At 41.3% G+C, this 19,196-nt stretch carries 10 protein-coding genes; 7 read left to right on the top strand and 3 right to left on the bottom strand.

The window, feature by feature from the left end:
- Positions 1-110 precede the first annotated feature (110 nt).
- On the bottom strand, positions 111-1,154 hold the full coding sequence (locus tag AAG807_RS00735) for a hypothetical protein (RefSeq protein WP_341899876.1): 1,044 nt from the start codon (positions 1,152-1,154) through the stop codon (positions 111-113).
- Entirely contained in the window at positions 1,151-1,636 is a 486-nt protein-coding gene (locus tag AAG807_RS00730) for an RNA polymerase sigma factor (protein ID WP_341899874.1), read from the bottom strand. Before AAG807_RS00730 ends, AAG807_RS00735 begins: the two co-directional genes overlap by 4 nt.
- A 138-nt stretch (positions 1,637-1,774) precedes the next feature.
- Here AAG807_RS00730 and AAG807_RS00725 point away from each other — a divergent pair, with 138 nt between their 5' ends.
- Both AAG807_RS00725 and AAG807_RS00720 read left to right on the top strand, forming a co-directional pair.
- Complete coding sequence (locus AAG807_RS00725; protein ID WP_341899872.1) at positions 1,775-2,221, top strand: hypothetical protein; 447 nt, start codon at positions 1,775-1,777, stop codon at positions 2,219-2,221.
- A gap of 32 nt (positions 2,222-2,253) precedes the next feature.
- Entirely contained in the window at positions 2,254-2,958 is a 705-nt protein-coding gene (locus AAG807_RS00720) for a hypothetical protein (RefSeq protein WP_341899870.1), read from the top strand.
- On the opposite strand, the gene AAG807_RS00715 is transcribed toward AAG807_RS00720, so the two are convergent.
- Complete coding sequence (locus tag AAG807_RS00715; protein ID WP_341899869.1) at positions 2,959-4,308, bottom strand: FG-GAP-like repeat-containing protein; 1,350 nt, start codon at positions 4,306-4,308, stop codon at positions 2,959-2,961.
- Positions 4,309-4,931: 623 nt separating this feature from the next.
- On the opposite strand from AAG807_RS00715, the gene AAG807_RS00710 reads away from it, so the two are divergent.
- From AAG807_RS00710 to AAG807_RS00690, 5 genes are all read left to right on the top strand, one after another.
- Complete coding sequence (locus AAG807_RS00710) at positions 4,932-5,636, top strand: hypothetical protein (RefSeq protein WP_341899867.1); 705 nt, start codon at positions 4,932-4,934, stop codon at positions 5,634-5,636.
- Between the two features lie 220 nt (positions 5,637-5,856).
- Positions 5,857-6,582 (top strand): LytTR family DNA-binding domain-containing protein, encoded by a 726-nt coding sequence (locus AAG807_RS00705; RefSeq protein ID WP_341899865.1) that lies wholly within the window; start codon positions 5,857-5,859, stop codon positions 6,580-6,582.
- A complete protein-coding gene (locus AAG807_RS00700) occupies positions 6,572-9,481 on the top strand; it encodes a histidine kinase (RefSeq protein WP_341899863.1) in 2,910 nt (969 codons plus the stop codon). The genes AAG807_RS00705 and AAG807_RS00700 overlap by 11 nt, the downstream gene beginning before the upstream one ends.
- A gap of 104 nt (positions 9,482-9,585) precedes the next feature.
- A complete protein-coding gene (locus AAG807_RS00695) occupies positions 9,586-18,273 on the top strand; it encodes an HYR domain-containing protein (RefSeq protein ID WP_341899861.1) in 8,688 nt (2,895 codons plus the stop codon).
- A 10-nt stretch (positions 18,274-18,283) separates the two neighbouring features.
- On the top strand, positions 18,284-19,195 hold the full coding sequence (locus AAG807_RS00690; RefSeq protein WP_341899859.1) for a type IX secretion system membrane protein PorP/SprF: 912 nt from the start codon (positions 18,284-18,286) through the stop codon (positions 19,193-19,195).
- The last annotated feature ends 1 nt before the right edge of the window (position 19,196 follow it).

Below are 19,196 nucleotides of genomic sequence, written 5' to 3'. Positions count from 1 at the left end.
TGAAGTCCGGTGCTTCGACTGCGCTCAGTGACCTCAGACCGTGTTTCAAGTAAAAAACGAAAGAAAAGGTGACTGAGTTTCGGTCATCGAGCATAGTCGAGATGTCGAAGTCACTTTCTCTTGGAAGCCTTATGCGATACTTCGAATTTCCCGATTCTAAGGAAGAACCCACCTTTTTCCGTTTCAGTCGCTTTTCCGGTTTTGAAATCCACCGGTGTTTTTGTTTTCTCTGAAATCGTGTTGGTGATAAGTGGAATCGGATTTTTCATATTGGAACCTCCCGCATTTGAAGCCAAATCGTTATGAGGAGCTTTATTCACTTCTTCATCCAATGTAGGAGAAACCGGTTGCTTATCGTTTTTGATCGGAGGCAGAATCGTCGGTTGATGCGGTTTGTTGTCCGCAACTTGATTTTTCTCCGGTTCCGGTTGGATAGGAATGATTTGCTCTTCCCGCTCTTTCCCTTTTTGGTTCTTGTTTCGATCCTTTTTAGGGTTCGGAGCACCAATGGCTGTGTTTTTCTGAGCAACAAAGGTGCTGTTTTCCTCTATTGGCTGAGTAGACGGATCCACTTCCGGTGATTTTTTATCTTTTGGATGCGTTTTCTGGTTTGTTTTCGTGTGATTTGCGAAGACACTCGGATCTTTCTGCGGATCACCGGAATTGAATCCCACTTGGAAGAACAAAAGAACGACCGCCGCCGCACTTGCAATGCCGACGATTAGTTTCCAGGAAACAAATGCAATTTCCTTCTCTTTCAAATCTTCTTTATTCGGATAAGCAACAACTACCGGTTCCAAACGTGTTTCCCCGTAAGCGGCAACCACTTTTTGAGCTTCCGGATGTGAACCTAAATACCCATCAAATACCTTTTCTTCTTCTTTGGAAAGTGCGTGTTCTATTTTTCCGATTGCGAAATAATCCAGGTTCTCATTGGTAACGCTGGTCACTTCTTCCTTTTTTAGCAAGAGTTTTTCGAGTGGGTCCATCTTTTCCGGAGCGTCATCGAGAAAAACGAGTTCCTCATCCACTTGCAATTCCGGATGTGCAGCCAGGAACTCCTCAAACGCAATTCGCTCCGCTTCGGAAAGGGTTCCTTCCAAATAATCCAGGTAAAAGGATTCGTAATTGTCGATATGAATGAGTTTCTTCATGCTACTAATTCTGTTGATTTCAAGTAGTTCTTCAAAGTCTGACGGGCTCTAAAGATATATACTTTCACTTGTGATTCGTTCAATGCCGTAATCTCTGCTATTTCATTGTAATTATATCCTTCATAGTCTCTCAATAGAATGACTGTCTTTTGAATTTCAGGAAGCCGGTTCACAGCTTCTTGCAGTGTTTTCTGAACATCGAACAAGTGACTTAAGGTGTCATCCTGCTTGACGTCCTCGCCATCAAAGCTCGTGGTGCGTTTTTCCTTTTTCAGGGTATCGACCAGTTGATGGTAAGCTGTTGTAAACAAATACGACTTCGCTTTGGAAGCTTCAATTGTTTCGTGTTTTTCCCAAACCTTCGCAAACGTTTCCTGAACCACGTCTTCGGATAACATACGATTTCGGGTGTGCTTGACTACAAACCGATAAATATTATCAGCATACATTTCTACCGCCTCGTTGTATTCTTTCCTAGTCATGTAGTCGTTTAACAATCGTAAGACTGTCTCATGCCTGTAAAGTTACAGCAATGATTGCTTTTTTTTGAAAAAAGTTGCAAACCACCTGTTTTGTAGCGGTTTAAAATGTACTATTGCAGTGATTTTAACAAATTTCCTATGAAACTAATAGCAGTATTCCTTTTAACTTTTTCCGGATTTTCAATTGCAAGAGCTCAATGCGACATGAATGTCCGTGAAGCTTTCGGTGGAGTTTGTTCCATAACGATTTACAATACCTATATCACGATCGGTGCCATTGCGGATGCTCACGTGCATGATGTGTACGATGCCAACCGGGTAAAAGAATTGATGGGGGAGCAAACCTCGATGCTTCAAACGGTTATTGGGCTACTTGAGAAGTGCAAGGTGGTGAAAAGCAATGGACTTGAAGCGGAAGATGTTCAATTCGTCAAAGATCTGACTGCCTGTCTGGAATCTCTGAAAGCCGAAGCACAGGACTTGAGTGATTATGCAATTTCCAAAAGTGAAGAGGCACAAACCAGATACAATACCAATCGGGATAAGGCCTGGAGCCAGATAAAAGCGCTTTTGGGTCTGGAATAGTTATTTTCGCGTATCTATTTTGATTTTTCACTATGACGGAGAAGAAGGAATTCTTGTTCAATCGTTTTTGGTTTCAGGAAGTGGTTTCACTTATCATGAAGCTTCACCCGGTCATTTTATTCTTGCTTGGCTGGCTTGATTCGAAAGAGAGTTTTCTGGTTTTGATTTTGGGATATTTGATGTTTGCCTTGCGTATTCAGGCAGCAATGGCGATTTCGTTTATTTATGATTACCAATTACGTGTCTTAAAAGCAATCGGTCGGTCAACCGGATCGAAAATTGGATCCGCGCTATCCTACTTGATAGGATTCTTGATCGTCCTTTGCATTTGGCTTTTCATCTACCTGATTTTCTTCGGATTGTATTATGATTCAGTTGCGCGGCAATATGCCTTTGGAGGCCCCGGACCTTTTGATGGAGAATCAGGTCGCTTGTTGATTCAGACACTTTGGATTAATGGGATTTACTTTTTAGTACTGGAAGTCATTCATCTGAGAAAAATGGTGAAGGAACTGACACCGGAAAAACACGACCTCATGCGTGCAATCTTTTTAAATGTACCCTTACAAAACTTAAACAAGTGGTCTGCGTTCCCCATGATTTGGTTGATGATCTGTTCTGCAGGATTTATTTTCCTCTGCACGGCAAGAGCATTTCATGGCGCAATCATACTCTATTTTATTTTCGATATCGGTTTTACCTTTTTGAAGCGTGTAGAGAAACGAAAGATCGGGTGATTAGATTTTAGTAATTATCCTTTTGACGGTTGAATTTTCTCCGATTACTTCCAATAGGTAAGAACCCGAAGCCAATGCTGACAAATCAATTGTTGCAGTATTAGCTGATTCCCGGAAGGTGATTTTTTCACCATGCAAATTGAATAAATGGATTCGGTGAATTTCTTCGGAGGATTCAATACAAATTAAATCAGATGTTGGATTTGGGTAGATTTGAATTTCAGTTTCTTTCCCGGAAGTAAGACCCAAAACAGTGCTTTTGTGATAGGCAAGTGTTCCACCCACGGCTGACCAGATAAATTCAGGATCCGAATTTGAATCGATATTGGCAATAAGCACTTCATTGGTAAACAGGGAATTGTTTTCATACAGAAATGTTTGTCCGCCAAACGTTTCATCTCCATTATTGTAAAGCATCCGTACCTTGTTGGAGTAGGCCATGTAAAGATCCTGAAATCCGTCTGCATCTGCATCAACAGATTCCATGGAGGTAATAGAAGCGGAATTAAACAGGGTGCCTTCGAGTTGAAAAGTTTCATCTCCGTTGTTGAGATACAATTTCACGTCTCCGGTAGAATGTTGGACTACCACATCTTTGAATCCGTCATTGTTTATGTCTACCGCATGCACCAATCGGGTAATAAATTGTTCTGAAGTAATTAATTGTGGAGTAAAATTTCCTGCGCCATCATTGTAGTAAACAACTCCACCGATGGTTTCTGCTGTGATGACATCCGGATGTCCGTCATTGTTCATGTCAGCCGTTTCTATATACATACACTCCAACACGTTCGGAGAGGTTTGTGTGGTGAGAATGTGTTCTTTGGTAAAGGAGGCATTTCCATTGTTTCGGTAAAAATCAATAGAATGTTGACCGATTACAACGATATCCGGGCTTCCGTTGTTGTCAAAATCTTTTACAACCAAGGCATTTAGGAAGATGATTCCTGAATCCACTTCTTGTTTGATAAAACCAGCACTTCCATTGTTTAGATAAATGACCACTTCACCATACGTTTGACCAACTGTTGTTAAATCTGGTGATTGATCGCCATTCAAATCTCCAACTGCCAGATAAACCGGGTAGGAAAGAGTTGAATCAATAATGGTCTTACTAGCAAAAGAGCCGTTTCCCATAGTTGAATAATAGGCAACTTGGTTAGTAAAAGCCTGAGCAACAATGATCTCATTTTGGTTGTCATTGTTTAGGTCTGCAGCAACCAAGCGTCTGATGCCTTGAGAAGCAGCTGAGTTGTCAATCACATTTATCGAACCGAATTGAGGAATTGCAATGGAGGATATTAATAAGAAAAGTAGAAGCGTACTGTTTTTCATCGTTTGAATAGTCATTGGATAAATGAGTTTGGCTATTAGATACCATTTCTTCAATTAGTTGGAAATTATTCCGGTTTTCTATCTTTTGGGTAATCAGAGGAACCAAAAATGGGAACTTCTGAAACTAATACGGATGCTATTCATTAGCACATCTGTTGGAAAGGATGCCTCAACGGATTTTAAATTAGGAGATAAAAACGAATAAGTTGGTTTTAGCTTTCTCAAGCGATTGGAGTAGCGGAAAACGGTCGATTAGATTTTAGCATTTTCTTGAATTTTAAAAAGAAGGAATTCGTTAGAACCCCTTCTTTTAACCTAACACTAGTAGCTCTAATACTATACTGCTTGAAACAAAGGTATTCAGAAGGGACGCTGCATGTTATTTTTTTTTACAAATGGCGTTTAAACTTTTGTGGACTGTAAAAAAACGAGTTGTTTGAACTAAAAACATCTTTTCATTTGTTGTCTGAAGATTATCGATTCCTGACTTTTTGCAAAGGAATTCGAACCATTTGTAAAGAAGAATCCGTGCGTTTCTTGATCCGTATTAAATTCACTCCAAAGCTTGCCCAGGCAATTGGTAACAATCTATTTGGTTGGGTTTGGTAAATAAGAGTATCATCTAAAAAGTTGGAATCATGAAAAGTAAATTTTTAAAGTATTTGAAATTACCTGTATACGGTATTTTGTCGATTGTTGCTGTGTCTTCTTTTGTTGGTTGTAAAGAACGAACTTCCTATGCATATACCTTCGAACATACGGTGAAAGTGAGTCCGGTAAAAAACAGTTACAATGTGGGAGACACTGTTTATTTTGAAATAGATTTGCCGGGTGATATGGAAGCCTTGGTACACGATGAGAAGAAAAACACTTTTTTTTACAAAACATTTCACTTGGCAGGTTTCGATTTTTATGATGGGATACTGGACTGTTATAAGATTAACCAAATAGGTAGTGAGTACACCAAATTGCCCGGATTGGATGCGTTTACAAGGATTTCTTATTCGGGGACCTTGGTTAATAATGATCATACTTCGTTGGTTTACCGGCTTGAAAAGTCGAATGGGGGGCATCATTTCAAAGTGGGTTTTGTTTGCCAGCAGTCCGGGATCTTCTATTTCAATCCGAAAACGTTCTATTCCGGATCGGGAAGGGTAAATGCTCCCGTAGATTTGAACCTTAGTTCGGAAGTTGATTACGATTATCTTTCTCTAATTGATTACCCGGTCAATCCAAATGCGAATGGAACCAATAATAACAATGCTCATTTATATCCGGTAACTACACCGAATGTGGTTCCTATGAATTATCAAAAACAAAGTTTTCTGGTAATTGTGAACTAAGTATTTGTTTGAATTTTGCTGATGGGTTGTTTCGATTTGATGTTTTGCTTAGGCAATAACGCTTTGATGAGATCATGAAAAGAAATTTCGATCGAAACATGAAGCGAGTAGTTAATGAGCAATAGAAGCTAGTTTTCTGTTAACCTTTTATTTTACGAACAGCTTGAAATACTTTGCAAACAATTAGGAAGAAGACACTTGAGAGCGTTAATTTTGTATGATGCTGAATAAACCCAGACAATATACGGCCATTGTCATTGATGATGAAACACTCGACAGAAAGCTGATCAAGGAATTGATAAGTCAATACATTCATGGCATTGTTATTCTGAATGATTATCCGGATATCGTTCAAGGTGAGGCAGCAATCCGTGCTTCTAAGCCAGATATTGTTTTTCTGGATATCAATATGCCAGGTGGAAATGGTTTTGATTTGCTTGATAGGTTTTCCAAGAATCACCGGGATTTTTTGCTCGTTTTTATAACCGGTCATGATGAATATGGTATCCGAGCTGTTAAATCCGGAGCTTTTGACTACTTGTTGAAACCAATAGACATCGATGAATTAATCATGCTCTCGGATAAGATTTTAGATTATTTTGAAGATAACTCCAAGGCATCTGAGGCATCCATTTCCGTATTCACAAATCGGGAAAGGGAAATTCTTTCAGAATCCGATATTGTTTGCATAGAAGCAAACGGAAGCTATTCCCGGATTTATTTGTTGGACGGTTCGGAAAGATTGGTCTCAAAAAATGTGACACAACTGATGATTGAACTGAACAGTCAGAAAATTAAGCGCGTCCACAGATCATTTGCGATAAATCCATCCCTGGTAAAGAGTTATCGGGTTAGTGGGGGAGAATTTGATGTAGATCTTCCCAATGGTGTTTTGGCCAAGGTCTCCAGGAAATTCAAAAAAGAATTTAAATTGTATGTGGGTTAAAGGGCTTGTTGTTGCACTCGTATTAATCGGTAGCCTTCATTCAAGAGGTCAAAGTTACATACTTGAAAAATACGGGGATAAACAAGGCTTGAACCACAGTGTGGTTTATCGGGTTTTTCAGGATTCCGAAGGATTTGTTTGGGCAGCAACCGATAATGGATTAAATCGTTTTGAAGGGGAAGATTTTTCTTCGATGAATAATCGCTCCGAGCTGATTTCCGATTATTTATTCGGGATGACCGAGTTGAAATCGGGAATTTTATTTTCAAGTTACAATAATGGGCTGGTGCATTATTCTTTTCGCGACAAAACCTTCCGGAAGTATAAGAAATCGGAGCAAGTAGCCAAACCGATCGATAGTTATGTTCACGGGGATTTTCTGCTGGTAATTGATAATGTAGCAACCCTTTGGATCATTAAGAATGGAAAGACGATTGCTCGAATGCCATCTGTGTCCAGTGTGTTTAAGTCGGACGGAAAAATCTATTTGTGTGCAGGTCTATCCGGTATTCAGGAACTGAAACTTTCCGGAAATTCGTATTCTCTCAGTACGCTCTACCGGAGTAAAAACCAGTTCATGGTTCAGATTGTTCCGATGAAAAATGGAAATTGGATGGTTGTTTCAGCGGAGGAATTACTGGAATTTAACCCTGTTTCAAAGGAGATGTCCGTTTTGAAGGGCTCAGAAGGAATTTCCATGTATATTACCGGGTATAAACCTGCATTTAAAGATTCTTACGGAACAATCTGGTTAGGGCTGTTGGACGGAAATGTTTATCAGTACGATGAAAGTAGGCAACATTTGAAGCTGACCTTTGAACGCACCGTTGTGAACCAGTTTTTTGAAGATAGAGACCGGAATCTGTGGATTGCAACGTATGGGTTCGGGTTGTGGAAAATCGCTCCTTTCCGGGCCCGGGAATATTTATTCGACGGACATCTGAGTACGGGATTTGGAGTTGTTTCACGCGGAAAATCCAGTTATTTTGTAGGGTACCGTCAATTGTATCTTCGTGGAAATAACCCCCAAATACTTCGAGATATTAATTTGTTCCGGAAACAAGTCCGGACTGAAAACCTGCTAGGGGTAGTTTATGCAGATGATCAACAGTTTTTTTATTGCCGAAAATATACCCTGTATTACAATGACTGGAAAAACCTGACTTATGAGGTGAACACCGGAAGTTCGAATAAAAACCTGTTAATTTCTCAGGTGCTTCCCATAAATGGTCATCAATTTGTGATAGCAACCAGGAAAGGAGCTTTCCTGTTCGATAATCAAAAAAGAGAAACCAGGAACTTTGAGACACTGAAAAATAAAATCGTTTACAGCGTGCATTATGCCAATCAAACGTTGGCTTTTTGTACCAATAAAGGTGTTTTTGTGGGTGATTTGAAAAAACTTACACGTGTTCGATTTCCGCAACAGCAGCAGACAGAATCGATTCGCTCTGTATTGTTATTTGATTCGAACAGATTGATTGCAGGATCCAATAAACAGATTTTTTATTTTAATCGGTCTTCCGGCAAACGCAAGGTGCTTAGCAAAGATGTTTTTTGTTCGAAAATTATAAGTGCCTACGGGTATGTTTGGGCGCTCTGCGACAAAGGATTGATCCGAATAAACAAAGATAACCTGAAGGCAGACCTGATCTCATCTGATTACGGGGTTCCTACTTGGGCTAAATCTTTAATTGTGAAAAACGGTAAATTCTATATCATGTATCGGGACCGGGTCCTGGAACTGTCCGCTCACAATTTAGTGAAGCAGCATTTCAGGAAGAAGCTCCGGTTGAATCTGGATTTTGTGCTTTTTGGGGAAGAGGAGTATTATACTATTCCGGATCAAGTTTTACTGAAAGAACCACTTAAGAAGGCCGTTTTTAAGTTTGTACTTCCAAGGCATATGTATGCAAACGGTTCCCGTTTTTTTGTTAAAATCAATGATGAAATCGAGCTCGAGGGATCCGCAAGAGGTCGTTTTAATCTCTTGAACCTCCCGCATGGAACGAATAAGTTTACGTTCTTTGCTCAGGATGAGAATAGCAAGATAATTGCTCAAAAAAGCTATTACATTTATAATCCGTACCCATTTTGGCGTCACCCGATGGTGCTGATCATCTATTTGATATTACTTATTGCGCTCATTTGGTTTATTTTCTTTAAACGGCTTCAAAAATTGAACAAACGGAAGGCGTTGGAATTGGAAACGAACAGGCTGGTTTATGAATTGAAGCAAAAATCGCTCATTAATATGCTGAATCCTCACTTTCTAAATAATGCTATCAATTCCATTCAGGCATTTGTGGTGATGAACGATCAGCGAAAAACACTGAAGTACTTGTCCCAATTTGCGCGATTGATGCGTTTAAACCTCGAGTTGCTGAATTCGAGTATGGTTCCTTTAAGCAAAGAGATTGAGAGCATCCGTTTTTATACCGATTTTGAGCAGGTAAGAACTTCCCGTAAGTTTGAGTTCCTGACTATTATAAATACCTCGCGAGATTTGAAGGAGTTTCAGGTTCCGTCCTTCATTATTCAACCCTTCGTGGAAAATGCCATTTGGCACGGGATCTTAACCACTACTGATCAGAATAGAAAAGGTCGTATCATTTTGGAATTGGAAGAACGGGAAAAAGACATTCTGATTTGTGTAAGAGATAATGGGATTGGAATCAAAAAATCCCTGAGCATGAAGACCGAGAATGCCTTAAAAATTTCGTTGGGGACACAAATCATTAAGGAACGATTTGAGATTTTCAAGAAGGGAGACCCCCATTATGGAATCCAAATCATCGATAAATCGGAATCCGGAGGCACAGGAACACTGGTGAAAATTACCGTTCCTAAAATTATTTCAGAAGAAATGATTGATGAATTAGCCAGTCGTAAAAAATAACCTGCGGTCCGCAAAAATTAGTTGAATTACACATTTTAGCTGCTTTACTTTTGGTAAGTTATTAGCGAATTGCTACAACAACTTCTAACTAATTGTTACGTATTATGTGGAAAAAACTACTTTTTTTAAGAAGGGAAGCTTTATTGCCGACTTTGTTATTTTTATTGCTTTTGGTATGCTCCATTCACAGAGCTCAAGCTGCTACCTATTATTGGAGAGGGGGAACTGGCGAATGGTCTGATGCAAGTAATCATTGGTCTTCCGATCCTGTGCAATTTCCTTCATCGGGGCAATTTTATTCATCCCAGCCAACCTCAAACGATGACGTCGTATTTGATTCTTTCTCTGGTCCTGTTGGAGGTTATACCGTTACTTTGGGTATCGGTACCGCTAAAACGGCAAGAAATATTACGGTTACTGCTTCGGTTAATTGGGCCGGTAGTTTGTATTTTAATCTCTATGGAGATATGGATCTCAGTAGTCCGATCAATTTTAATTTGTATACGGGACAAATTTGGGTCTACCAGCAAACGAGCGGAGTAACGAAGAATATGAATGTGGGAACCACTATTTTCACGACTCCTATTATTTTTAAACCCAATTTTTCTGCCAATACGGTTATTAACGGTACTTATACGAACACCAGTTATTTAGAAGTTGATCTGGCCGCTAATACAGACCGGGTTACGTTTCAAACGAATCTTGCGAATGCCGGAGGAGGATTAATTCTTAAGAGAGGAGAGGTTTATTTCGAACAAGGTTTTACGAATTACTTAAGCAGCTCTCCGGATTTTATTATTTCTCCGAATGGAAAATTAGTTACCAAAAACAATTCACGAACGGGTACTATTTACAATGCAGGTATTGTTGATTTAAATCCGTTAGGAAGTAGTTTAACACACAATTTCGGAACGGTTACCGGAACCTATTATCTTTACACACCAACTGCTGTATCGTTGAATATTCAAAACTGTACAGTGAACATTGGAAATGTTTGGTCTTACGGGAGCAGTACAAATTCGATTTATACCTTGCAAGCTAATGGAAGTACGCTAAACTTTCGTCCAACCGCAACGGAATTTCAACCGAAGAATTACACCTTCTCAAATGTCAATGTGGATAGTTTGGGGGTGCCTTTCCGTTTATTGTTTCAATCTGTAAATTCCGGTACAACAACGCCTTCTTTTTCAAACTTGAATCTGATGAGAGATATTGATCTGAATTACTCCACTTCAGGTTTAGGGATTTTGCTTCGGGTGAATATCGATAAGCTCATCTTATGGCCGGGGAGGTCTTATTTTTACAAAACATCTATTGGTGGTTCTTCACCCAATGAAGCAATCGGAAGTTGCGCACGATTCGTATGCGATAGTCTCTTCCAAATGGGAACATGTGAACGCCCTATCTTCTTATATAAAATGGCCTATGAATTAGGAGCACCCGGTTCCGTTCTTTCTGCTAATATTCGTTCATACGATGGTATTTGGGCATTGGGTGGACCTTACAATACAGGAGCAGGTTCTATTATGATGTCGGGTGGAGCATCGGGATGGACATTCCCGGCACTTCCGACACCCAGAACCCTGATTTGGGTTGGGCCTATTCCTTCTCCTGCCAATATCGGGAACGCAAGTACTTATGGTTCCTGGAAAAATAGTGCCAATTGGCGTGATGCAGCTGAATTACCGGTTGCAACCGGACCCGGATATACACCAGGTACTCCGGCTTGTCCGCCTACATTAATGGATTCCGTTGTTTTCCATAATAACTCGTATGTTCAGGTTACTGATCTTTCAAGATCCATTGCCCGAAGCATCAATTGGTTGGGCACCGGAAGAATCTTCGCTGCGAACAATGTAGACATGGATATTCACGGAACATTGACCTTTAGCCCGGGAACGATCAATGATTTTTATGGAACGTATCATTTTAAAAATGATCGTCCTTATCGTTGTCAAATCAAAACCAGTAACAAACCATTTAGGGCGGGTGTTGTATTTAATGCAGCAAGTAATTCCAATAGTTGGTTAATCGTGGATAGTTTGACTGCGTTAACATCGGATTTAGATTGTGGAGGACAAGGAAACTATTCCATTTTGATAAAGAGCGGTCATGTGCACACAGGTACGGTCAATTGCGCTGCGGGGAACAGTGCAATCATTTCTGGAAGGTTATATGCGTTTGCAGGTGGACTTAGTTTGTATGATAGTGATGTTATCGTGACCGGTAGCGCAGGACCAAGTGCGGTTTTGAAAATCGAAGGAGTTACGTTGAATGCCGGAACTTCCAATTTTATTTGTAATTCCCAAAATTTTCAGACGCTTGATTTTGGAGCAAATAAAAAGTATTATGCGATTACCTTGTCAAATACTACTACTCCGATTTTTATCGGTGATCCTTCTCATGGCGTTAATTTCACTTCAGGTGATACGGTTGTTTCGCTGAAAGTGAATGGCAATACCAAGCCTTGGTTTCAGTTTATTAGTTCATCGGCAGCTACTGTGATTCGTAAAATGGAATTAAATACAACTTATCGTTCCATCTTTAGAAATAGTTTTCCTCCTATAATTGATTCATTGGTATCCATTGTTCCTGTTGAAATGGCACTTGAAAATACGGATGTAAAGGTACGGTCTTACTTAGGATTTGCTCCCGGTTCTCATGTCTATTCTTATTTTCCTGCAACACCGAATAAGCTGATTTTGATGGCTCCTACGGCGAGTTATTCCAACACCGCTTTCAGTGCTTGTTTTTCGGGAACTTCTTCCTATCCGGGGGGCTGTAATGCCAATTTGAACGGATCATGTACGCAACAAATTATGCTGGAAAACTTGATTGTAGATAACTTAAGTTCAGCTGTTGTTAATGCTTCGTATTTAAACATTGTCAATTCACCAATTACTGGGTTGGGAGGAAACTATTTGAATTCCAATACTTCCGGGAATACTTCCGGATGGGTAGGAACGACATCTTTACCTCGAAAATTGAGATGGAAACACTCTTTGGTAGCAAATAACAGTTCTTGCAACTGGAATGATCCGAATAACTGGGAACAGGTATTGCCGGTAGCTTTACCTGCACCACAATGTCCGCCAACCCGTTCGGATACGGTATTGTTTGATAATACTTCTTTTTCAGGAACAACTCAAAAAGTGGTTTTGTCCGCAAATCAGGAAGTGGGGTCTATTTATTGGAGAAATATTAATCCGGGGCAACTTCCGGAACTATCCGGTGCCGGTGCATTAACCCTAAGTGTTTTCGCCAGTTTGGAGTTTCATCAAAATATGGTCAATAATTTTAATGGTGTTGTGAAATTCAGAGGGCAACCTACTGGTTCATTTCCTCAAAATCACATTACTTCTAATTCGATTCAATTTAAGAATGGCGTTTATTTGGATGGGGATGCAGCTACGACAGAGTGGATGTTAACAGATAATATGAGCCTATCAACCGGTCAATTGTTATTCACTCAAGGAAGATTCTTAACAAATGGGAAATCGATTAATGCACCCTATATGGAGCTTTGGACCACTGCATCCAGGTATTTTAATTTTGCCAATTCCACCATGTATTTTAATGGAGCAGGATATAAGGTGTTAAATCCGTCAACGGTAACTATTGTGTCTACCAACTCAAAGATTTATGCTTCCGGAGGCTTTACCGGAGGAGGTAAAGTATATAATGATGTGACCTCTTCCAATTCATTGAACTTTGAAATTACCAATGGAGACGAATTTAGAACGATTCATTTGACAACCGGAAACACCAATATTTCGACACTTACTTCTGCAACGGGACTTAAGGTGAAGAAAATCTTGAAAGAATGTGCAGTCCTTTCATTCAATGTGAATTACTCACTGATTGATTCCATGTTACTGTTTGGACCAGTTGGGTCGCAATCAACAATCCTCTCTTCCAATAAGTTTTTTAAGGACTTTGAAGTAAAAGAAGGAACTACGCTGACATTGGGTTCCGGATCCGTTCAGTGGTTCCAAAATCAATGTGACGTGGATTTGATCGGAACGTCGGCAAATACGATTCAGTTCTATTCCACAACACCGGGTATCGGAAACCAGGCTTATTTGAGAAAAGACAGTGCGGTCGTTTGTGCGGATTTCATAAATATGCGTGACATCTGGGGAGTTGGAAACGGAAATGATCCGGCTTCTTCTTGTTCCAGTTATTCGCATCCTTCAAATCCGAATGTGAATACTATTTGTGCAAGTGCACATCCTTATTTGGTAAGTACTTGTGATACGATCACAGATGCCTTTTCAGCTTGTGGTCCTTGGGAAATTCTCTTGCCTTTGCGTGGAAGAGCGGCATTTACAGCCGGTGACTCGGCAGATGCTCAGGGAAATATCGCAGGATGGGATTTCAAACCATATCCGCCGGTACCTTCGACAGTGTTAACTTCAGGTACTCCGTCTATTTGTGCAGGGCAAAGTGTCACACTTCAAATTTCGGGGGTAGGGAAATTACCATTTGAGCTGGATTATTCGGATAGTGAAGGGAACGTTTATCCTCAAACGATTACGAATGCTTCTCAATTGTCATCTTATAATCCGACAACTTTTGCATTTACTTATACCACAACGGTCACGCCGACTTCGAGTATTACGTATTACGCTGGATCCATTGCTATCGACAGGTGTTTTAATAATGTCAGTCCGCCTGGAGTGGGTTCCATGGCGATTACCGTAAACCCTTATCCTCAAATCAACAATGCGGTTCTAACAGCGGATGTTTGTTCGGGAAATGCAGTTACGATAACTCCTACGACAACGGTTCCAGCAACCGTGAACTGGACTTCGACGAGTTATTCGGGGGTTAGCGGACATGGTACTTCCGGTTTAGGAACGATCACGGAAACCATGACAACTTTCAATGCGGCACCAACAGCGGTGGTTTATACATTGACACCAACAGCTAACGGCTGTACGGGAACACCGGTGAATTTCACGGTGAACCTGAATCCACGTCCGAATGTGGTTCCTGGAGCTGCTCAAAACCTGGATTGTAATACTCCTACTGCAGTTGTTTCTGCTAGTAGTTCTACGGCAGGAGCGCAGTTTGGTTGGACAGGCCCAGGTGTTGTTTCGGGTGCTTCTACCGATGCTGCTACGGTGAATGCTGCGGGAACTTATTCGGTATTGGTTACGAATCCAACTACCGGATGTACCTCTACTTCATCCGTTGCAGTGAATTATATTGCAGATAATATTGCCCCGGTCATTACTTGTCCGTCAAATATCTCGGTGAATACAACTGCTTCCACTTGTAATGCAAGTGTAGCTGTTCCGAATCCGGTAATTAACGACAACTGTGGCGTTACATTGTTAACCTGGTCTATGGGAGGTGTTACACCAGGTAGTTCACCGGGAACCGGAATCAACTATGTTGGTACACAAACATTTAATTTAGGAACAACTCCGGTGACTTACACGATTCGGGATGCATCCAATAACCAAACAGCGTGTTCATTCACTGTTACAGTTATCGACAATGTGAATCCAACGATTTCTTGTCCTGCAAACATGAATGCCTTTACAGGCACGTCTTCCTGTTCGGCAAGTGTTGTCACTCCAAACCCGACCGTTTCGGATAACTGTACGGTTTCTTCATTGTCCTGGACAATCACGCAGGGAGCAACCACTGTTGCTTCAGGCAGTGGTAACCTGGGAACACGTGTGTTCTCATTGGGAACATCTACGGTAACTTACACGGTAACGGATGGTTCCGGAAATTCATCTAACTGTACATATACGGTAACGGTCACAGACAATGTGAATCCAACCATTTCTTGTCCTTCGAATATGAATGCGTTTACGAGTTCATCAGCTTGTACTGCCAGCATTGCTACACCAAATCCAACGGTTTCTGACAACTGTACGGTGTCTTCATTGACATGGATGGTTACTCAGGGAGCTGTCGTATTGGCTTCAGGAACAGGCAACCTAGGAACACATGCTTTTAATCTTGGAACATCAACTGTTAATTACACGGTTACAGATGCTTCGGGAAATACTTCGAATTGTTCGTATACAGTTACAGTTACGGATAATGTGAATCCAACGATTTCGTGTTCGTCAAACCTGACAGCATTTACAAGCTCATCGGCTTGTACGGCTAGTGTTGCAACACCGAATCCAACAGTTTCCGATAACTGTACGGTGGCTTCTTTAAACTGGTCTATTACTCAGGGAGCTTTGGTTGTAGCAAGTGGAACAGGTAATGCGGGAACGCAGGTATTTAACCTGGGGACATCAACAGTTACATATACTGTTACAGATGCTTCGGGAAATACTTCGAATTGTTCGTATACAGTTACGGTTACAGATAATGTAGCTCCAACAATAAGCTGTCCGGCGAATGTGACGGCAAATACATCTTCTACGAGCTGTGATGCTTCTATCGCAATTCCGAATTTAACATTCAGTGATAACTGTACGGTTTCCTCGGTAACCTGGGTTATGACCGGAGCAACAGTTGCGGTGTCTCCATCATCAGGAATCAATCAGGTTGGAACCCAAACGTTCAACTCGGGAACAACGACGATCTTTTACACGGTTCGTGATGCAGCGAATAATCCGTCAACTTGTAGCTTTACGGTTACGGTAACGGATGCAACTCCGCCTGTTGTGCAGCCGCTTGATACTGTTTTCGGACAGTGTTCAGCTTCTGTTCCGGTTGCGGTAGCAAATGATAATTGTTCCAGTTTAATTAATGGAACAACATCAGATCCTTTGTCTTACAATTCACAGGGAACTTTTACGGTTACCTGGACATTTACAGATGCTGCCGGAAATACTACAACTTCGAATCAGATAGTGGTGGTAGATAATAATTTACCACTCATTGCACCGGTATTACCGGTCGTTTACGGAGAATGTTCTGCTGCAGTTCCATATCCGAATATGACATCCGGTTGTTTAGGAACAATAACGGGAACTACATCGGATACTTTGTATTATGATCAACAGGGGACATATACTGTAACCTGGAACTTCGATGATGGAATGGGTAATTCAGTCAATGCTAATCAAACGGTCATTGTAGATGATACGACATCCGCAGTTCTTCCAATTATAACGGATACTATTGTTGTTGAGTGTTCAATCACATTGACTGCTCCAATAGCAATTGACAACTGCGTAGATTCAATTGTTGGAACAACTTTGAGTCCTACAACATATTCAACACAGGGAACCTATACTTTGACGTGGAGCTTTGATGACGGAAATGGGAATCCCGTAGGCGTTAATCAAACTGTTATCGTTGCGGATACAACTAGTCCAACATTTAGCAGTTGCCCTGCGAATATCGCTGTGTCGAATGATAACGGAGATTGTGGTGCAGTAGTTTCCTGGACACCGCCGACAGCAGCAGATAACTGTTCCGGATTTACGGTGACAAGTTCGCATAACCCGGGTGATTTCTTTAATCTTGGGACAACCACTGTAACCTATACGCTTACGGATGCAGGAGGAAATACGGCAACTTGTACCTTTGATGTGGAAGTAACGGATACCGAAGCACCTGTAATTAACGGTTGTCCGTCGAACATGTCGGTTTCAAATGATCCGTCTGTTTGTGGTGCAATGGTGACTTGGACTTTACCGGTAGCAACGGATAATTGTCCGGGTGTTACGATGACGTCAACGCATAATTCGGGAGATAATTTCCCGCTTGGAACCACAACGGTTACCTATTCTGCAACGGATGCAGCCGGAAATACAGCAACATGTTCGTTTGATATTACGGTAAACGATACGGAAGCTCCTGTCTTTACGAATTGCCCTTCAGATATAACGGTGAATAATGATCCGGGAGTATGTGGCGCAGTTGTAAACTGGATTGCTCCTACAGCAACGGATAATTGTTCGGCAGTTTCTCTTACGAGTAATTATACCCCGGGAGACAACTTCCCGACAGGAACAACGACTGTGATTTATACCGCTACTGATGCAGCCGGAAACACCTTTAGCTGTTCATTTGATGTAACAGTAAACGATGTGGAACCACCTGTAATCAGTGGACTTTCAGACTTGACTGTTTGTGACGGAAATGTACCGACTTGGACAGAAGTGGTTACGGACAACTGTCCGGGAGTGACATACACGTCTACTCATACTAGTGGTGCAACGTTCCCGCTGGGAAATACCACGGTGACTTATACCGCGACAGATGCTTCCGGTAATCAAACGACAGTTTCTTTTGTGGTGAATGTGTTTCCTTCCAGTACCGTTAACGTTTCGGTTTCTCCTTCTACTACCTTCTGTGTTGGAGAAGAGGTGAGCTTGGAAGTAACGAATGCATCTGCAGGATCGACTTATATCTGGACCTTCAATAATAACCAGGTAGGAACCGGTTCTACTTACCATTTTGTGAGTAGTGATGTAAACCAAAGTGGATCATATAGCGTGGAAGTTACTCTTCCGGGTGGATGTTTGGCTTACGGTAATGCTTCGGTATCGATTGACTTTTGTGAGTTGATCATTCCGGAAGCAGTGACCCCGAATGCAGACGGAATGAATGACACCTGGTACATTGAGAACCTGGAGAGCTATCCAAACTCAACGGTTCAGATCGTGAATCGCTGGGGAGCTGTGGTTTTTGAATCCGATGATTACAAAAATGACTGGGACGGAACTTCCCAAAACGGAATGAATATCGGTGGAAATGAATTGCCGGAAGGTACATTCTACTATGTATTGCAAATCGGAGGAGATGCTGCAAGCAAGTTCTACCACAAAGTATATACAGGTTATATCTACCTGAAACGAAAATAAACTGGGCTTTATGAAATTACTACATGCATGCGGAGTATTATTCCTGGCAGGAATGATTTTCCCGACTTACGCACAGCAGGAACCACAGTTTTTGCAAAACTTAGATAATATGCTCTACTACAATCCCGCTTATGCGGGAAGTAGGGGCATGTTGAACCTTTCTGCTCTTCACCGCCAGCAATGGATGGGATTCAAAGGGGCTCCGATGACAACTACTTTTCAGATGCATACACCCTTGAAGTATGAGTCGGCTGGAGTTGGATTTAGCTTTATCAATGATAAGGTGGGGCCAATCAATACCAACTGGATCAATGCGGATTTTTCCTACGCGCTGCGGTTTAAGAACAAGGGAAAACTGGCTTTCGGACTGAAGGGAGGAGTGCAGCTGCTTAATGGCGATCTGACCAGCTTGTATACCAATCAGGCTGATGATCCGACCTTGCAATACCGCTACAACAATGTGGCGAAATTCAATTTCGGAGGAGGAATTTATTATTACTCCAAACAGTTCTTTGCTGGAATTGCGGTTCCGAAACTACTGGAGAATTTTAAATCGGCTTCCTTGTTGATGAAAGAACAACGCCACTACTATCTAATGGTTGGTGGTTATGTAAAATTGAACCGTCAGTTGAAATTACGGCCTGCAGCAATGGTGAAGATCACCGAGCAGGCACCTATTGCAATAGATGGTTCACTGGCAGTGATTTTCTACGACCGTTTTTGGTTGGGAGGAAATTACCGGATCAAAGAGAGTGCTGGAGCATATGCCCAGTTCCAGCTCAATAATCAGTTCAAGATCGGTTATGGATTTGAGGTAACGACTTCGAAACTGGTAAAGTACAATTATGGAACTCATGAGCTGATGATTAGCTATGACTTTATTTACAAACACAGAGATTTGGCTTCGCCACGCTATTTTTAAG

This window comes from Fluviicola taffensis DSM 16823, assembly GCF_943372375.1.
In the GTDB taxonomy this organism is placed as follows: Bacteria; Bacteroidota; Bacteroidia; order Flavobacteriales_D; family Crocinitomicaceae; genus Fluviicola; species Fluviicola taffensis_A.
Note: the sequence above shows the minus strand (reverse complement) of the source record. Positions and strands in the feature narration are given on the sequence as shown.